16 protein-coding genes and 1 pseudogene are annotated in these 15,941 nt (G+C 61.1%); 10 read left to right on the top strand and 7 right to left on the bottom strand.

Annotated elements, in window-relative coordinates; genetic code table 11:
* Positions 1 to 173: 173 nt before the first annotated feature.
* From HT737_RS17510 to ntrC, 4 genes are all read left to right on the top strand, one after another.
* A complete protein-coding gene (locus HT737_RS17510) occupies positions 174 to 686 on the top strand; it encodes a DUF4124 domain-containing protein (RefSeq protein WP_182403440.1) in 513 nt (170 codons plus the stop codon).
* On the top strand, positions 683 to 1,300 hold the full coding sequence (locus tag HT737_RS17505) for a DUF4124 domain-containing protein (protein ID WP_182403438.1): 618 nt from the start codon (positions 683 to 685) through the stop codon (positions 1,298 to 1,300). Before HT737_RS17510 ends, HT737_RS17505 begins: the two co-directional genes overlap by 4 nt.
* Before the next feature lie 231 nt (positions 1,301 to 1,531).
* On the top strand, positions 1,532 to 2,617 hold the full coding sequence (glnL, locus tag HT737_RS17500) for a nitrogen regulation protein NR(II) (protein ID WP_007961730.1): 1,086 nt from the start codon (positions 1,532 to 1,534) through the stop codon (positions 2,615 to 2,617).
* Positions 2,614 to 4,050, top strand: coding sequence for a nitrogen regulation protein NR(I) (gene ntrC, locus HT737_RS17495; protein WP_007961729.1), 1,437 nt, complete (start codon positions 2,614 to 2,616; stop codon positions 4,048 to 4,050). The genes glnL and ntrC overlap by 4 nt, the downstream gene beginning before the upstream one ends.
* 511 nt (positions 4,051 to 4,561) lie before the next feature.
* Here the strand turns inward: ntrC and HT737_RS17490 are convergent.
* Positions 4,562 to 5,002 carry a hypothetical protein gene (locus HT737_RS17490; RefSeq protein ID WP_182403436.1) on the bottom strand — a complete coding sequence of 147 codons (441 nt, stop codon included), beginning with the start codon at positions 5,000 to 5,002 and terminating at the stop codon, positions 4,562 to 4,564.
* On the opposite strand from HT737_RS17490, the gene HT737_RS17485 reads away from it, so the two are divergent.
* Positions 5,001 to 5,456, top strand: a complete 456-nt coding sequence (locus tag HT737_RS17485) for a tRNA (cytidine(34)-2'-O)-methyltransferase (protein ID WP_182403434.1) — start codon at positions 5,001 to 5,003, stop codon at positions 5,454 to 5,456. The genes HT737_RS17490 and HT737_RS17485 overlap by 2 nt on opposite strands.
* Positions 5,457 to 5,612: 156 nt before the next feature.
* On the opposite strand, the gene secB is transcribed toward HT737_RS17485, so the two are convergent.
* From secB to HT737_RS17470, 3 genes are read right to left on the bottom strand one after another with little or no spacing between them, the layout of a single operon-like run.
* Complete coding sequence (secB, locus tag HT737_RS17480) at positions 5,613 to 6,098, bottom strand: protein-export chaperone SecB (RefSeq protein ID WP_025110924.1); 486 nt, start codon at positions 6,096 to 6,098, stop codon at positions 5,613 to 5,615.
* A 57-nt stretch (positions 6,099 to 6,155) separates the two neighbouring features.
* Positions 6,156 to 6,410 (bottom strand): glutaredoxin 3, encoded by a 255-nt coding sequence (gene grxC / locus HT737_RS17475; RefSeq protein WP_041071421.1) that lies wholly within the window; start codon positions 6,408 to 6,410, stop codon positions 6,156 to 6,158.
* A gap of 1 nt (position 6,411) precedes the next feature.
* Entirely contained in the window at positions 6,412 to 6,825 is a 414-nt protein-coding gene (locus HT737_RS17470; RefSeq protein ID WP_041071418.1) for a rhodanese-like domain-containing protein, read from the bottom strand.
* Between the two features lie 153 nt (positions 6,826 to 6,978).
* Between HT737_RS17470 and gpmI the strand changes: the two genes are divergently transcribed.
* The 5 genes and pseudogenes from gpmI to HT737_RS17445 all read left to right on the top strand — a co-directional run bounded on the left by gpmI (position 6,979) and on the right by HT737_RS17445 (position 13,584).
* Positions 6,979 to 8,505, top strand: coding sequence for a 2,3-bisphosphoglycerate-independent phosphoglycerate mutase (gene gpmI, locus HT737_RS17465; protein WP_095667777.1), 1,527 nt, complete (start codon positions 6,979 to 6,981; stop codon positions 8,503 to 8,505).
* Between the two features lie 252 nt (positions 8,506 to 8,757).
* Positions 8,758 to 10,045 (top strand): annotated as a pseudogene (locus HT737_RS17460) (murein hydrolase activator EnvC).
* Positions 10,046 to 10,076: 31 nt separating this feature from the next.
* Positions 10,077 to 11,396: a S41 family peptidase gene (locus tag HT737_RS17455; RefSeq protein ID WP_041071409.1), complete on the top strand. Its 1,320-nt coding sequence runs from the start codon at positions 10,077 to 10,079 to the stop codon at positions 11,394 to 11,396.
* Positions 11,397 to 11,398: 2 nt separating this feature from the next.
* The gene (locus tag HT737_RS17450; RefSeq protein ID WP_095667779.1) at positions 11,399 to 12,175 is read left to right on the top strand and encodes a divergent polysaccharide deacetylase family protein; all 777 of its coding nucleotides are present in this window, start codon (positions 11,399 to 11,401) and stop codon (positions 12,173 to 12,175) included.
* A 113-nt stretch (positions 12,176 to 12,288) separates the two neighbouring features.
* Positions 12,289 to 13,584 (top strand): Vps62-related protein, encoded by a 1,296-nt coding sequence (locus HT737_RS17445; protein WP_182403432.1) that lies wholly within the window; start codon positions 12,289 to 12,291, stop codon positions 13,582 to 13,584.
* On the opposite strand, the gene HT737_RS17440 is transcribed toward HT737_RS17445, so the two are convergent.
* The 3 genes from HT737_RS17440 to hisA form a co-directional block, all read right to left on the bottom strand.
* The gene (locus tag HT737_RS17440; protein ID WP_047290851.1) at positions 13,565 to 14,320 is read right to left on the bottom strand and encodes an ABC transporter substrate-binding protein; all 756 of its coding nucleotides are present in this window, start codon (positions 14,318 to 14,320) and stop codon (positions 13,565 to 13,567) included. The two genes, HT737_RS17445 and HT737_RS17440, sit on opposite strands and share 20 nt — an antisense overlap.
* 73 nt (positions 14,321 to 14,393) lie before the next feature.
* Positions 14,394 to 15,164: an imidazole glycerol phosphate synthase subunit HisF gene (gene hisF / locus HT737_RS17435; protein ID WP_007909211.1), complete on the bottom strand. Its 771-nt coding sequence runs from the start codon at positions 15,162 to 15,164 to the stop codon at positions 14,394 to 14,396.
* Positions 15,165 to 15,173: 9 nt separating this feature from the next.
* Positions 15,174 to 15,911 carry a 1-(5-phosphoribosyl)-5-[(5-phosphoribosylamino)methylideneamino]imidazole-4-carboxamide isomerase gene (gene hisA, locus HT737_RS17430; RefSeq protein WP_027611256.1) on the bottom strand — a complete coding sequence of 246 codons (738 nt, stop codon included), beginning with the start codon at positions 15,909 to 15,911 and terminating at the stop codon, positions 15,174 to 15,176.
* Positions 15,912 to 15,941 lie beyond the last annotated feature (30 nt).

Below are 15,941 nucleotides of genomic sequence, written 5' to 3'. Positions count from 1 at the left end.
CCTGCTCGCGAATACGGTGGGTCATTGACGGGGATGGCGACCGCCTTCGCGAGCAGGCTCGCTCCCACAGGGGATTTTGGCGTCTGAATGATCTCCGGATATATCCCGGGCTGGGCCAACCGCCGCACCCTGGCCTATGCTGCACCCCATCGCTTTCTTTCCCGGTCGATTTCATGGGTCGCACCTTTCTCTACATTCTGCTGCTGATCGCCTTGCCCGCCGCCGCGCAGATCTACAAGTACACCGACGCCAACGGCAACACGGTCTACAGCGATCACTCGCCGGACGGCGTCAAAGCGCAACCGCTTGAGTTGCCGCCACTTAACAGCGTCGAGCCACAGGCACCGAGCGCGCCAGCGCCTTCAAGCACCGACACACGCCCCGCGGCACGCAGTGCCTACGAGGTGCTGGAGCTGACCGGCCTGCCCAGCGAAGAAGCGCTGCGCGCCAACAACGGCACCTTCACTGTCAATGTGCTGATCAAGCCGCGCCTGCAGGCGCCGCACCAATTGAGGCTGGTGCTGGACGACGCGCCTTACGGCCAGCCGAGCAACGTGCCCATCCTGCAACTGGTGAATGTTGATCGTGGCGAGCATCGTCTCGCGGTGCAGGTGATCGACGGCGAAGCGATCATCCAGCAGAGCCCAACGGTGGAGTTCACCGTGCAGCGGGTGCACAAGCCATGAGGATTTTCTGGCTGATCCTGTGTCTGTTCGCCCTGCCCGTTTCGGCGGAGGTCTTCACCTACGTCGATGCGCAGGGTAATCGCGTCTACACCGATCAGCCGCGCGGCAATGCCAAGCGCGTTCCCATCGCAACCAGCAACCGCATGTCGGCCAACCCCACGGTCGCTGCGCCGATCAACGTCGCAAAAAAATCCCCGGAACAACCGCTGTTTCACTACGACATGCTGCGCATCCTCATCCCCGAGCCGGACGCGACCCTTCGCAGCAGCGCGGGCGAGGTGATCGTCAGCGTCACCAGCGAACCGGGTCTACAGCAGGGTCACCGCTATCGCCTGCTGCTGGACGGACAAGCCACTGGCGAGCCGGGCCTGAGTCCTGTTTTCCCGCTGAGCAACATTGATCGCGGCAGCCATAACCTGTCAGTGGAAATCCTCGATGAGCAGGGTCGCACCGTCGAACGCACCGCCAACCAGCCGTTCCACATGCTGCGCATCTCGCTGGCACAGAAACGCCAGGTCAAACCCTGCGTCAGCGAGGACTACGGCGTGCGCCCGGAATGCCCATTGAAAGACAAACCCGCCGAAGAAAAAAATCCCTTCCTGCGCTTCTTCTAACGCTGTTCAGCTTTGCGCACTATATTGGTGCATAAGACTGCACCGTACTCACATTTCAACCCAATTTGGTTCGAAACTTCCCGCCCTGAGCACATTGGCGCCACGCAAACGAGCGTCAAACGCCTGTTTCAGGGGACGAACGCTTCTTTTCGGAGCCTTGGTTTGGTTTTTGCATTTTCCGTTTAACGACGCCTGCTTCTTGCGCACGCTCCGCCCCCAAAAGAGGCTCCGATGACTATTAGCGACGCAATCCACCGTTTGCTGCTCGACAACCTGACCACCGCTACCATCCTGCTCGACGCCGAATTGCGCCTTGAGTACATGAACCCGGCGGCCGAGATGCTGCTGGCCATCAGCGGCCAGCGCAGCCATGGGCAGTTCATCAGCGAGTTGTTCACCGAGTCTACCGAGGCGCTCAACTCGCTGCGTCAGGCAGTCGAACAGGCGCACCCGTTCACCAAGCGCGAGGCGATGCTCACCGCCCTCACCGGCCAGACCCTGACCGTGGACTACGCGGTGACGCCGATCCTCAGCAACGGCGCAACCATGCTCTTGCTGGAAGTGCACCCGCGTGACCGCCTGCTGCGGATCACCAAGGAAGAGGCGCAGTTGTCCAAGCAGGAAACCAGCAAAATGCTGGTGCGCGGTCTGGCCCATGAGATCAAGAATCCGCTCGGCGGCATCCGTGGCGCCGCGCAATTGCTGGCCCGCGAGTTGCCGGAAGACAGCCTGCGCGACTACACCAACGTGATCATTGAAGAGGCCGACCGCCTGCGTAATCTGGTCGACCGCATGCTCGGCTCGAACAAGCTGCCATCGCTGGCGCTGTGCAACGTCCACGAAGTGCTCGAACGCGTCTGCCAACTGGTCGAGGCGGAAAGCCAGGGCTGCATCACCTTGGTGCGCGACTACGACCCGAGCATTCCCGACGTATTGATCGACCGCGAACAAATGATTCAGGCCGTGCTGAACATCGTGCGCAACGCGATGCAGGCAATCAGCAGCCAGAACGAGCTGCGTCTGGGGCGCATCAGCCTGCGCACCCGGACCATGCGCCAGTTCACCATCGGCCACGTCCGCCATCGCCTGGTAACCAAGATCGAAATCATCGACAACGGCCCGGGGATCCCGGCGGAACTTCAGGAAACCATCTTCTTTCCCATGGTCAGCGGCCGCCCGGACGGTACCGGGCTGGGCCTGGCCATCACCCAGAACATCATCAGCCAGCACCAGGGCCTGATCGAGTGTGACAGCCACCCCGGCCACACCACGTTCTCGATCTTTCTGCCACTGGAACAAGGAGCCACATCGACATGAGCCGTAGTGAAACCGTGTGGATCGTCGATGACGACCGTTCTATCCGTTGGGTTCTGGAAAAAGCCTTGCAGCAGGAAGGCATGACCACGCAGAGCTTCGACAGCGCCGATGGCGTGATGAGTCGTCTGGCCCGTCAGCAGCCTGATGTGATCATTTCCGACATCCGCATGCCGGGCGCCAGTGGCCTCGATCTGCTGGCGCGCATCCGCGAACAGCACCCACGGTTGCCGGTCATCATCATGACCGCTCACTCCGACCTGGACAGCGCCGTCGCCTCCTATCAGGGCGGCGCGTTCGAGTACCTGCCCAAGCCGTTCGACGTTGACGAGGCGGTGTCGCTGGTCAAGCGCGCCAATCAGCATGCGCAGGAACAGCAAGGCCTGGAAGTGGTACCCGCGCTGACCCGCACCCCGGAAATCATCGGTGAAGCACCGGCGATGCAGGAAGTGTTTCGCGCCATCGGCCGCTTGAGCCACTCCAACATCACGGTGTTGATCAACGGCGAATCCGGCACCGGTAAAGAACTGGTGGCCCACGCCCTGCACCGCCACAGCCCGCGCGCGGCCTCGCCGTTCATCGCATTGAACATGGCGGCGATCCCCAAGGACCTGATGGAATCCGAGCTGTTCGGCCACGAGAAAGGCGCGTTTACCGGCGCGGCCAACCTGCGCCGTGGACGTTTCGAACAGGCGGACGGCGGCACGCTGTTCCTCGACGAAATCGGCGACATGCCAGCCGATACCCAGACCCGTTTGCTGCGGGTGCTGGCCGACGGAGAGTTCTATCGCGTTGGCGGACATGTGCCGGTCAAGGTCGATGTGCGGATCATTGCCGCGACCCACCAGAACCTGGAAACCCTGGTGCACGCCGGCAAATTCCGTGAGGACTTGTTCCACCGCCTCAACGTGATCCGCATCCACATTCCGCGCCTGTCGGACCGTCGCGAAGACATCCCGACCCTGGCCAAACACTTCCTCAGCCGCGCCGCGCAAGAACTGGCGGTGGAACCGAAGCTGCTGAAAAGCGAGACCGAGGAGTACCTGAAGAACCTGCCATGGCCGGGCAACGTGCGGCAGCTGGAGAACACCTGCCGCTGGATCACCGTGATGGCCTCCGGTCGCGAAGTGCACATCAGTGACCTGCCGCCGGAACTGCTGAGCCTGCCGCAGGATTCGGCACCGGTGACCAATTGGGAGCAGGCGCTGCGTCAGTGGGCCGATCAAGCCTTGGCCCGTGGCCAGTCGAGCCTGCTCGACAGCGCAGTGCCGGCGTTCGAGCGGATCATGATCGAGACCGCGCTGAAGCACACGGCCGGACGCCGGCGTGATGCGGCGGTATTGCTCGGCTGGGGGCGTAATACCCTGACGCGCAAGATCAAGGAATTGGGGATGAAAGTGGACGGTGGGGATGATGATGAGGGGGATGAGGGCTAAGCCCCTCCTCTAATCGTCCGCGAAAAGATCGCAGCCTTCGGCAACTCCTGCAGAGAATGTATAGCCCTGCAGGAGCTGTCGAAGGCTGCGATCTTTTTTTTGTGTGCACCGCCACAAGGCACGGCGAACCGCAATTGGGCATATCTCACTGATCAAAAAAACACCAACCGGGTTCAAAGCTCCAGCCACGCAGAAGCATCAAAGCCCCGATTTACGGGGCTTTCGTGCATCTGAAGCTTTTTTTTCTGTTTCGAAATACTAAAACTGGCACGCCGCCTGCATCATCCCTCACAGGTGATTCGATTCACCACCCGTTTCGGGGGCCTTGGTACAGGCAGGCCGGGGATTCCCCTCTTTACACCGGGTTCAAACCGCAACGCGGCGAACCCACCCTTTTGGGATCCTTGGTACAGGCAGGCCGGGGGTTCCCTCTTTACACCGGACCGACGCTCTCAGCGAAGTCCACCCCGTTTTGGGAACCCCGGTACAGGCAGGCCGGGGATTCCCGCTTTTATTGCTCCCGGAGATGGATCTCCAGCCGCCAGCGGTCATCGACCTTGCTCCCGGCCCATTCCCCTTGCAGCGGCCGCGCCGCCAGCACTGTCAACAACAGCCCACCGTCACTCGCTCGCGTACGCCAGTTCACATCCTTGCCATTGAGCTTGAGCTGGCCCTTCTGCGCGCGGCCTTCAGCCTGAAACAACAAGGCCACGGTACCGTCGATGATCTCGCCGTGCAGCTTCGGCTCATTGTTGAACCACACCACCAGGCCGTCAGCGGTCACGTCGACCTGCTGCAGCACGCTCGGGTCCGGCGTGGTCAGGCGACCGATCATCAAGCCGACCATCAAGCCGAAAATCGCCAGCGAACCAATCACCCGCGGGAATAGTTTCGAACGCGGGTCGGCTGGCGGCGTAGAATGCGCGTCATCTTTACCTGCGGAGCCGTGCATGTTTCACGTCATCCTTTTTCAACCAGAAATTCCGCCGAACACCGGCAACGTTATCAGGCTGTGCGCCAACAGTGGCAGCCACCTGCATTTGATCGAACCGCTGGGTTTCGAGATGGACGACAAACGCTTGCGCCGGGCCGGTCTCGACTACCACGAATATGCCACGTTGCAGCGCCACGCCGACCTCGCCAGTTGCCTGGAAAGCCTCGGCAACCCACGGTTGTTCGCTTTCACCACCAAGGGCTCGCGGCCGTTTCACGACGCCGCGTTCGTCCCGGGCGATGCGTTCATCTTCGGCCCGGAAAGCCGTGGCCTGCCACCGGAAGTGCTCGACGCCCTGCCCGCCGAGCAGCGTCTGCGCCTGCCGATGCGTGAAGGCTGCCGCAGCCTGAACCTGTCCAACACTGTGGCGGTGGCCGTGTACGAAGCGTGGCGGCAGAACGACTTCAAATAACCACCCGATCCTGTAGGAGCTGCCGAAGGCTGCGATCTTTTGATCCTGTTTTTGAACGTAGCCTGCGGCAGCTCCTACATGAAGTCATGAAGTCTGTATTCCAGCCCAAGAAAAAAGCGCCCGTTACGGCGCTTTTTTCGTTGTCGCTCAAACCGCTTATTGAACGGTCGGCGTCTCGCCCGCAGCCTGCATGCGCTGCAGCTCTTGCGCGTACAGGGCGTCGAAGTTCACTGGCGCCAGCATCAGGGCCGGGAACGAACCGCGGGTCACCAGGCTGTCCAGGGTTTCGCGAGCATACGGGAACAGGATGTTCGGGCAGAACGCACCCAGGGTGTGGCTCATCGAAGCCGCGTCCAGGTTCTTGATCAGGAAGATACCGGCCTGCTGCACTTCAGCGATGAAGGCCACTTCGTCGCCGTTTTTCACGGTCACGGACAGGGTCAGCACGACTTCGTAGAAATCGCCTTCCAGTTCTTTCTGACGGGTATTCAGATCCAGACCGACGGTCGGGTCCCACTGCTGGCGAAAGATCGCCGGGCTTTTCGGGGCTTCGAAGGACAGATCGCGTACGTAGATGCGCTGCAAGGAGAATTGCGGTGCGGTTTCTTCTTCGCTGGCTGCAGTGTTCTGTTGGTCAGTCATCTCAGATCCTTTCTGATCTTGGGTCTTTTAGGGATTGCTGTACGTGGGTGCAGCCGTTCAGGCCTTGAGCAGCGCGTCGAGCTTGCCGGCGCGCTCCAGGGCATACAAATCATCACAACCGCCGATGTGCTTGTCGCCGATCCAGATCTGCGGCACGGAGGTGCGTCCGGCCTTCTGGCTCATGGCAGCACGAATCTGCGGCTTGCCATCGACCTTGATCTCTTCGAAGGCCACACCTTTGTTCGCGAGCAATTGCTTGGCTCGCATGCAATAAGGGCAGTAATCGCTGGAGTAGACGATGACTTCGCTCATATCACTTCACCAACGGCAGGTTGTCGCCTTTCCAGCTGGAGATCCCGCCGGACAGCTTGGCGGCGGTGAAGCCGGATTTCATCAGCTCGCGAGCGTGGGTACCAGCGGTCTGGCCCAGGGCGTCCACCAGAATGATGGTCTTGGCCTTGTGCTTTTCCAGCTCACCGGCACGCGCAGCCAGCTTGTCTTGAGGAATGTTGATCGCGCCAACGATATGACCGGCGGCGTAATCTTTCGCCGGACGGATGTCCACCACCACGCCTGCGTCCTTGTTGACCAATGCGGTCAGCTCGCCAGTGCTCAGGCTTTTACCGCCGCCCTGCATCGTGTGCGCCAGCAGCAGAGCCAGCAGTACGACGAAGATACCGACAAGAATGTAGTGGTTAGTGGCAAATTCAATCAGGTGAGCAACCATCGAAGGAGGTTCCAGGGCGTTAAAATGTCGGCCAGTATACACAGCCACTATGGTGGGCCAAACCCCGTCCGGCGGTGACGCCGCAGGAACTTCGCTTTAAACTGCCACTCCCTTTTCCATCGCCCTCTTCTTTATTAGCCACGAGTGGATTCCATGACTACCACGCCTAAACCTTTGGTCCTGATGATTCTCGACGGCTTCGGTCACAGTGACAGCCACGAATCCAATGCCGTGTATGCGGCGAAGAAGCCTGTGCTCGATCGTCTGTGGGCCACGGTGCCGAACGGCCTGATCTCGGGCAGCGGCATGGACGTCGGTCTGCCGGACGGCCAGATGGGCAACTCCGAAGTCGGCCACATGAACCTCGGCGCCGGGCGCGTGGTGTATCAGGACTTCACGCGCGTGACCAAAGCGATCCGCGACGGCGAGTTTTTCGAGAACCCGACCATCTGCGCGGCTGTGGATAAAGCCGTGGCCGCCGGCAAAGCCGTGCATTTCATGGGCCTGCTGTCCGATGGCGGCGTGCACAGCCACCAGGATCACTTGATCGCCATGGCCGAACTGGCATTCAAGCGCGGCGCCGAAAAAATCTACCTGCACGCCTTTCTTGATGGCCGCGACACGCCGCCAAAGAGCGCCGCTTCGTCGATCGAACTGCTCGATGCGACGTTCCAGGCGCTCGGCAAGGGGCGCATCGCCAGCCTCATCGGTCGCTACTACGCGATGGACCGTGACAACCGTTGGGACCGTGTATCACAGGCCTACAACCTGATCGTCGACGGCAACGCCGAATTCAACGCCGCCACTGCTCAGGAAGGCCTCGACGCTGCCTACGCCCGTGGCGAAAGCGACGAATTCGTCAAAGCCACCACCATCGGCGAGCCGGTCAAGGTTGAAGACGGCGACGCCGTGGTGTTCATGAACTTCCGCGCCGACCGCGCCCGCGAGCTGAGCCGCGTGTTCGTCGAAGACGATTTCAAGGAATTCGAGCGCGCGCGCCAGCCAAAAGTGCAGTACGTCGGCTTGACCCAATACGCGGCCAGCATCCCGGCCCCGGCCGCCTTCGCTCCGGGCAGCCTGGAAAATGTACTTGGCGACTATCTGGCAAAAAACGGCAAGACCCAGCTGCGCATCGCCGAAACCGAAAAATACGCACACGTCACTTTCTTCTTTTCCGGTGGCCGTGAAGAACCGTTCCCGGGCGAAGAGCGCATTCTGATCCCGTCGCCGAAAGTCGCCACCTACGACCTGCAGCCGGAAATGAGTGCGCCGGAAGTGACTGACCGTATCGTCGACGCCATCGAACACCAGCGTTACGACGTGATCGTGGTCAACTACGCCAACGGCGACATGGTCGGCCACAGCGGCGTGTTCGACGCTGCGGTGAAAGCCGTGGAATGCCTGGACACCTGCGTCGGGCGCATCGTCGAGGCGCTGGAAAAAGTCGGCGGCGAAGCGCTGATCACCGCTGACCACGGCAACGTCGAAAAAATGGCCGATGAAGAAACCCACCAGGCGCACACCGCGCACACCACCGAGCCTGTGCCGTTCATTTATGTCGGCAAGCGTGACCTCAAGGTCCGTGAAGGCGGCGTACTGGCGGACGTGGCTCCGACCATGCTGATGCTGCTGGGCCTGGAAAAACCGGCGGAGATGACGGGTACCTCGATTCTGGTGTAATTCGCCAGATCAAACACCCCCAAACCCTGTGGGAGCTGGCTTGCCAGCGATAGCAATCTGACAGCCAACAGCTATGTTGAATGTGCAGACGCCATCGCTGGCAAGCCAGCTCCCACAGTGGTTTATGGGGTTTTCGAAATGGAAATGGGCCTCTGCGCCGCTCCAGTTATCACACAAGCCCAATTGGGCGTTTTTTTTGCAGCCCCGGGCGGGCATACTAGGCCGTCCATTACCCTGGTGCCGCCCGCCTCTATGCTCCGCGTCCTGATCGCCCTCGCTCTGACCTGCCTGCTCCAACCGGCCTTCGCTGACGAGCGCGCGCAAACCCAACAGCAGTTGGATGCCACGCGTCAGGACATTGCCGAGCTGAAAAAGCTGCTGGGCAAGCTGCAGGAAGAAAAATCCGGTGTGCAGAAAGAGCTCAAGGGCACTGAAACCGAGATGGGCAAGCTCGAGAAACAGGTCGATGCCCTGCAGAAAGAGCTGAAGAAGAGCGAATCCGAGCTGCAGCGACTCGATGCGGAGAAAAAAAAAACTCCAGAGCGCGCGCACTGAACAGCAGCGACTGATCGCCATCCAGGCCCGCGCGGCCTATCAGAACGGCCGTCAGGAATACCTCAAGCTGCTGCTCAACCAGCAGAATCCCGAGAAATTCGCCCGCACCCTCACCTATTACGATTACCTGAGCCAGGCCCGCCTGGAGCAGTTGAAGAACTTCAACGAAACCCTGCGCCAACTGGCCAATGTCGAAAAAGACATCGCCACGCAGCAGGCGCAATTGCTGGTGCAGAAAAGCAGCCTCGACAGCCAGCGCGACGAACTGGAAAAAGTCCGCAAGGAGCGCCAGCAAGTCCTCGCCAAGCTCAACGATGACGTGAAAGCCCGCGACCAGAAACTGGCCGCCCGCGAGCAGGATCAGGCAGACCTGTCTAAAGTCCTTAAAACCATTGAAGAAACCCTGGCCCGTCAGGCCCGTGAGGCAGAAGAAGCGCGGCAGAAAGCGCTGATCGCCCAGCAGGAAGCGGAAAAAAAGCGTTTGCGTGAGGCGCAGGCTGACACCAGCGACGCCCCACGAAAACCAGTCAAGTCAACGCCAGGCGCGCTGGTATCCAGCAGCGGCGAGACCTTCGGTGGCCCTTTTGCTGCAACCCGGGGAAAACTTCCGTGGCCGGTTGATGGTCGATTGCTGGCACGCTTCGGCGAAAGCCGTGGCGACGATGCCCGCACCAAGTGGGATGGCGTGATGATCAGCGCCGCCGCCGGCAGCCAGGTGCATGCCGTACACGGCGGACGCGTGGTGTTCGCCGACTGGTTGCGTGGCGCCGGGCTGCTGGTGATCCTCGATCACGGCAATGGTTATCTGAGTCTTTACGGTCACAACCAGACGCTGCTCAAGTCGGCCGGTGACGTGGTAAAAGCCGGTGAGTCGATCTCCACTGTGGGTAACAGTGGCGGTCAGGACACACCAGCGCTGTATTTCGCAATTCGTCAGCAGGGTCACCCGAGTGATCCGGCGCAATGGTGTCACGCGCAAGGATAAGCGCGTCGCCTAATTCAGGAGTTCGTTCGACATGCTGCATTTGTCCCGCCTTACCTCGCTGGCCCTGACGATCGCCCTGGTGATCGGCGCGCCTCTGGCGTTCGCCGCTCAACCGGCCCCGGCCGTCGCACCGGCAGGCACTGCCGCGACCGCCAAGGCACCGTTGCCGCTGGAAGAGTTGCGCACCTTTGCCGAGGTGATGGACCGGATCAAGGCCGCCTATGTCGAGCCGGTGGACGACAAGACCCTTTTGGAAAACGCGATCAAGGGCATGCTCAGCAACCTCGATCCGCACTCCGCCTATCTCGGCCCTGAAGACTTCACCGAACTGCAGGAAAGCACCAGCGGTGAATTCGGCGGCCTGGGCATCGAAGTCGGCTCCGAAGACGGTTTCATCAAAGTCGTCTCGCCGATCGACGACACCCCGGCGTCGAAGGCCGGCATTCAGGCCGGGGACTTCATCGTCAAGATCAACGGCCAGCCGACCCGTGGCCAGACCATGACCGAAGCCGTGGACAAGATGCGCGGCAAGATCGGCCAGAAAATCACCCTGACTCTGGTGCGCGATGGCGGTACGCCGTTCGACGTGACTCTGGCCCGCGCCGTGATTCAAGTGAAGAGCGTCAAGGCGCAGCTGCTGGAGTCGGGCTACGGCTACATCCGCATCACCCAGTTCCAGGTCAAGACCGGCGAAGAGGTCTCCAAGGCCCTGGCCAAGCTGCGCAAGGATAACGGCAAGAAGCTCAACGGCATCATCCTCGACCTGCGCAACAACCCGGGCGGGGTGCTGCAAGCCGCCGTGGAAGTGGTCGACCATTTCATCAAGAAAGGCCTGATCGTCTACACCAAAGGCCGGATCGCCAACTCCGAACTGCGCTTCTCCGCCACCGGCAAGGACGAAAGCGAAGCGGTACCAATGGTCGTGCTGATCAACGGTGGCAGCGCCTCGGCTTCGGAAATTGTCGCCGGCGCCCTGCAGGACCAGAAACGCGCCGTGGTCATGGGCACCACCAGTTTCGGCAAAGGCTCGGTGCAAACCGTGCTGCCGCTGAACAACGACCGCGCGCTGAAGATCACCACCGCGCTGTACTTCACGCCGAACGGCCGCTCGATCCAGGCGCAGGGCATCGTCCCGGACATCGAAGTGCGCAAGGCCAAGATCACCAACGAAGCCGACGGCGACTACTTCAAGGAAGCCGACCTGCAAGGTCACCTGGGCAACGGCAACGGCGGCGCGGACAAGCCGACCGGTTCCGGTGCGAAGGCCAAGGCCATGCCGCAGGATGACGATTACCAGTTGGCCCAGGCGCTGAGCCTGCTCAAAGGGCTGAGCATCACATCCGGCCGTTGAGGATGTCGTTGCGTTTCTTCTTCGTCCTGCTGTGCTGTCTGGCGGGTGCTGCTCACGCAGAACCTGCCAGAACCACCCCGCCCAAAGCCTACCTGACGCTGATCATCGACGACCTGGGGCAGAACCTGCCCCGGGATCGCCGCGTGCTGGCCCTGCCCGGACCGGTGACCACAGCGATCATGCCCGACACGCCGCACGCTACCGAATTCGCCCGCGAAGCCCATCGCGCCGGCAAGATCGTGATTCTGCACATGCCGATGGACCCGGCCACCGGCCCTTACGCCTGGCATCCCGAACTGCCGCTCGAGGAACTGCAAAAGCGCCTCGACGCTGCCTTCAAAATGGTCCCCTACACCGCTGGCATCAACAACCACATGGGCAGTCGCATGACCGCTCAGCCGCTGGCGATGGCGTGGCTGATGGGTGAGTTGCAGCGCCGGCACAAGTTCTTCGTCGACAGCCGCACCAGTGCGCAGACCGTGGCGGCGCAACAGGCACAGAAGATCGATCTGGCGAGTGTTTCGCGGGATGTGTTCCTTGATGACGAGCGCACCGAAGCCGCCATCTTCACCCAACTGCAGACCGCCATCAGTCTGGCGCGCAAGCAGGGTTCGGCGGTGATGATCGGTCACCCGTATCCGCAGACCCTGGCCGTACTGGAACGTGAATTGCCGAAGCTCAAGGCACAAGGCATCGAGTGGATCGACATCAAGCAGATGATCAGCGTGCGCAGCAATCGCGCCACCGCCGCCCATGGCAAGGACGGCGTCTACCGTTGAACAGCCTCGCCCGCTATACATAATTACCGCCAAACGGCCCGCTCACGGCCGGATAGTGAGCCCTGCAACCGTGACGACTCTTCCCGAGTCGTCTTTCACTATCAGGGCTGATTATGAGTACCGAAGACAAGGACGCAGGCGTCCCGCAACAGGCAAAACCGATCACGCTGGACAATCTGCTGATCAACTTCACGACTGATTTCCAGCGCATCTGGGACAGCAGCGGATCGAAAGCGGCACCCGGGAGCTTTTGGCGCCCGACCCCCTCTCCCGAGATGCTGCCGGGTTACTTTCCGTTAGGCGATGTCGTGGTGGGCAGCCACGACAACATCAACGCAAAACACATCGTGGCCGTTGTCAGCGAGCGCGAGACCGACCCGACAAAAGCCAGAGCCCTCAGCGCGCCCCTCGACTTTGAACAAGTCTGGAAGGATACCGGCTCGGGCGCCAAAACCAACTGCACGGTCTGGCGACCGCTGCCCCCGGCCGGCTACGTTGCCTTGGGCCAGGTTTGCTCCAGCGGCGACGACAAGCCACTGCTCAGTAGCGTGCGCTGCGTCCGGGCCGATCTGGTGATCGCTTCAACGGTCGGCAATATGCTCTGGAGCGACAAGGGCAGCGGTGCACGGCAAAGTTTCAGCGCCTGGAGCGTCACGCCGCCCAGCGCACCGCCGGGAGACATTCACTTCGCACCGGGCACCTTCGTTGCGGCAGACAGTTTCAACCGACCACAGGCCGAGGTCAGTGTCTTTGCCTTGCGGATGCAGATCGCGCCGCTGATCAAATCATCGCCAGTGTTGCCGGCGCTCCGCGCAGCGGACGCTCCGCAAACCAACGGAGCGGCCTCCCTCGCTCAAGTGGTGGAACTTCCGTGGTTCGTAGTCAAGGATGACCTGTCACCGCTCGAACAATTACGCACCACGCCCTTCTATCGCCTGGAAAGAACCGACCAGTATTATCTGGTCGGGAGCGGACACAATACGGGCGACAAGGCGCGGGCATTCAAGTGGACTGCGCAACGGCTGCAGAATCCGAAGGTGCTGCGCCTGTTCACCCAGGTTACCGCCATCAGTTTTGTGAGCGCCTGGGCAACAAAGGGCGACGTCCATCCGTCACTGCCATTCTCGGCGAGACTCGACCGCCAGTTCACGCACTGCGAAACCTCAACCAGCGGCTGGCTGACACCGTTCGTCTGCCACGTCCTCGCCATGGCCGACAAAGGCAAATTTGTCGCGGCTTATCAGCAGGAAAGCTTCTACGAGCTGCTTCGTGCAGATGGCTCGCAAGCCGGGATCAACCTCGGCTACACCCAGTACGAGAGCCTGGAACTGCTGCAGTATCCGTCGCACGAATGCATCCATGAAGCCGCGGACAAAGCGTTGCCGACAGCTACAGATAGCGCCCCATGATTTCGTCGACCACACCGTCCTTGCGCATCTGATCCAGCGCCGCCTGCAGCCTGGCGACCGTTGCATCCGACACGTCCTTGTTCAGCGCCAGGTACAACTCGGCGCTGTTGAAGCGCAATACGGTCTTGAGTCCGGTCACCCCGTCCTGCCGCGCCAGGTAACGCCCGGCAGGATCACCGGTGGCCCACAGGTCGATCTGGCCGTTGACCAGTTTCTTTGCGTTGTCCTGATCGCGCAGGACGACCACCGGCTTCAAGCCTTGCTTGGCCAGGGTCTCGGCAATTGCGTCGCCCTTGTAGGCACCGATCTTGTATTTGCGCGCATCGCTGAGGGTTTCGAGGGTGATCTTGCTGTCGGCCCTGGCCAACATGATCCAGTCGTCCGGACCGATCGGACCGACCCACTTGAACAGGTTTTCGCGATCCGGCAGGCGCGCCATCACGAAAGCACCGTAACCGGGATTTTCCAGTGCCAGTTTGTAGACCCGCTCCCACGGAAAGCGCAGCGTCAGGCTGTAGGTGAGCCCGGCACGCTTGAACATTTCACGCACGATGTCGGCGGCAATGCCGTTGATGTTCTCGCCCTTGGCGAAATTCTTGCCGTCTTTCGCCATGTTGTAGGGCGGAAAGTTTTCGGTGAGGAGCACCAGATCGGTGTCGGGACTGTTTTCGGCCCGCGCCGTGTTGAGCAACAACACAGAAGCACTGGCGAGAACAAGAAGCAGGCGTTTGATCATGTCGGGCTACCGGAATCCATGGCGTGCCCAAGAGTGCCTTGGGTACGCCATGCTGTCCACTGGCCTGTACGGTTTAGCGCATCACAATGCCGCGTTTGGCCATATACGCTTTCGCTTCCTGCACGGTGTATTCGCCGAAGTGGAAAATACTCGCCGCCAGCACCGCGCTGGCGTGGCCTTCGAGGATGCCGTCGGCCAGATGCTGCAGGTTGCCGACACCGCCGGAAGCGATCACCGGAATGCCCAGCGCATCGCTGATCGCGCGAGTCACGCCGAGGTCGAAGCCGTTTTTCATGCCGTCCTGATCCATGCTGGTCAGCAGGATCTCACCGGCACCGAGGCCTTCCATCTTCTTCGCCCACTCGACTGCATCGAGACCGGTCGGTTTGCGCCCGCCGTGGGTGAAGATTTCCCAACGCGGGGTTTCACCCGGGCCGGAGACCTTCTTCGCGTCGATAGCGACGACGATGCATTGCGAGCCGAAATGCTGCGCCGCTTCACCGACGAATTCCGGGTTGAACACCGCTGCGGTATTGATCGAGACCTTGTCCGCACCGGCGTTGAGCAGGTTGCGGATGTCCTGCACGGTGCGCACGCCGCCGCCCACGGTCAGCGGAATGAACACCTGGCTGGCCATGCGCTCGACGGTATGCAGCGTGGTGTCGCGGCCATCGACGCTGGCGGTGATGTCGAGAAAGGTAATCTCGTCGGCACCCTGCTCGTCATAACGACGGGCGATTTCCACCGGATCGCCGGCATCGCGGATGTTCTCGAACTTCACACCTTTGACGACCCGGCCGTTGTCCACGTCCAGGCAAGGGATGATGCGTTTGGCCAGCGCCATGGTCAGTCCTCAGCCTTGGTACGAATCGCAGAAAGCTTGCGCTTCGGCGACGTCGAGGGTGCCTTCGTAGATCGCCCGGCCAGTGATTGCGCCAATGATGCCCGGCGCCTTGGCGTCGAGCAGCGACTTGATGTCACCCAGATTGTGGATACCGCCGGAGGCAATCACCGGGATCTTCGTCGCAGCAGCCAGCGCAGCGGTGAACGGTACGTTGCAGCCCTGCATCATGCCGTCTTTGGCGATGTCGGTATAAACGATCGACGAGACGCCGTCGGCTTCAAACTGCCTGGCCAGATCGATGACTTGCACGGTGCTGATTTCCGCCCAGCCGTCGGTGGCGACGAACCCGTCTTTGGCATCCAGGCCGACAATGATCTTGCCCGGGAACGCGCGGCAGGCCTCAGCGACGAACGCCGGATCTTTAACGGCTTTGGTGCCGATGATCACGTAGCTCACGCCCGCCTTGACGTAGTGCTCGATGGTTTCCAGCGAGCGAATGCCGCCGCCGATCTGGATCGGCAGGTTCGGGTAGCGTTTGGCAATCGCGGTCACCACTTCGCCGTTGACCGGCTGGCCTTCGAATGCGCCGTTCAGATCGACCAGATGCAGACGGCGGCAACCGCCCTCCACCCACTTGGCAGCCATGCTCACCGGGTCCTCGGAGAACACTGTGGAATCTTCCATGCGGCCCTGGCGCAGACGTACGCAGGCACCGTCTTTAAGATCGATAGCGGGAATAATCAGCATCTGGCAAAGCCTTCAAATTTGAATGTTCAG

It is taken from the genome of Pseudomonas sp. MD195_PC81_125, from assembly GCF_014060985.1.
In the GTDB taxonomy this organism is placed as follows: Bacteria; Pseudomonadota; Gammaproteobacteria; order Pseudomonadales; family Pseudomonadaceae; genus Aquipseudomonas; species Aquipseudomonas parakoreensis.
The sequence above is the reverse complement of the archived record's forward strand: the minus strand, read 5'-3'. Positions and strand labels throughout refer to the sequence as shown.

Bases quoted from the DNA above. Each gene is read 5' to 3' on its own strand.
- HT737_RS17510 (WP_182403440.1), top strand. From the start codon at position 174: ATGGGTCGCACCTTTCTCTACATTCTGCTGCTGATCGCCTTGCCCGCC.
- HT737_RS17505 (WP_182403438.1), top strand. From the start codon at position 683: ATGAGGATTTTCTGGCTGATCCTGTGTCTGTTCGCCCTGCCCGTTTCG.
- glnL (WP_007961730.1), top strand. From the start codon at position 1,532: ATGACTATTAGCGACGCAATCCACCGTTTGCTGCTCGACAACCTGACC.
- ntrC (WP_007961729.1), top strand. From the start codon at position 2,614: ATGAGCCGTAGTGAAACCGTGTGGATCGTCGATGACGACCGTTCTATC.
- HT737_RS17485 (WP_182403434.1), top strand. From the start codon at position 5,001: ATGTTTCACGTCATCCTTTTTCAACCAGAAATTCCGCCGAACACCGGC.
- HT737_RS17490 (WP_182403436.1), bottom strand. From the start codon at position 5,002: ATGCACGGCTCCGCAGGTAAAGATGACGCGCATTCTACGCCGCCAGCC.
- secB (WP_025110924.1), bottom strand. From the start codon at position 6,098: ATGACTGACCAACAGAACACTGCAGCCAGCGAAGAAGAAACCGCACCG.
- grxC (WP_041071421.1), bottom strand. From the start codon at position 6,410: ATGAGCGAAGTCATCGTCTACTCCAGCGATTACTGCCCTTATTGCATG.
- HT737_RS17470 (WP_041071418.1), bottom strand. From the start codon at position 6,825: ATGGTTGCTCACCTGATTGAATTTGCCACTAACCACTACATTCTTGTC.
- gpmI (WP_095667777.1), top strand. From the start codon at position 6,979: ATGACTACCACGCCTAAACCTTTGGTCCTGATGATTCTCGACGGCTTC.
- HT737_RS17455 (WP_041071409.1), top strand. From the start codon at position 10,077: ATGCTGCATTTGTCCCGCCTTACCTCGCTGGCCCTGACGATCGCCCTG.
- HT737_RS17450 (WP_095667779.1), top strand. From the start codon at position 11,399: ATGTCGTTGCGTTTCTTCTTCGTCCTGCTGTGCTGTCTGGCGGGTGCT.
- HT737_RS17445 (WP_182403432.1), top strand. From the start codon at position 12,289: ATGAGTACCGAAGACAAGGACGCAGGCGTCCCGCAACAGGCAAAACCG.
- HT737_RS17440 (WP_047290851.1), bottom strand. From the start codon at position 14,320: ATGATCAAACGCCTGCTTCTTGTTCTCGCCAGTGCTTCTGTGTTGTTG.
- hisF (WP_007909211.1), bottom strand. From the start codon at position 15,164: ATGGCGCTGGCCAAACGCATCATCCCTTGCCTGGACGTGGACAACGGC.
- hisA (WP_027611256.1), bottom strand. From the start codon at position 15,911: ATGCTGATTATTCCCGCTATCGATCTTAAAGACGGTGCCTGCGTACGT.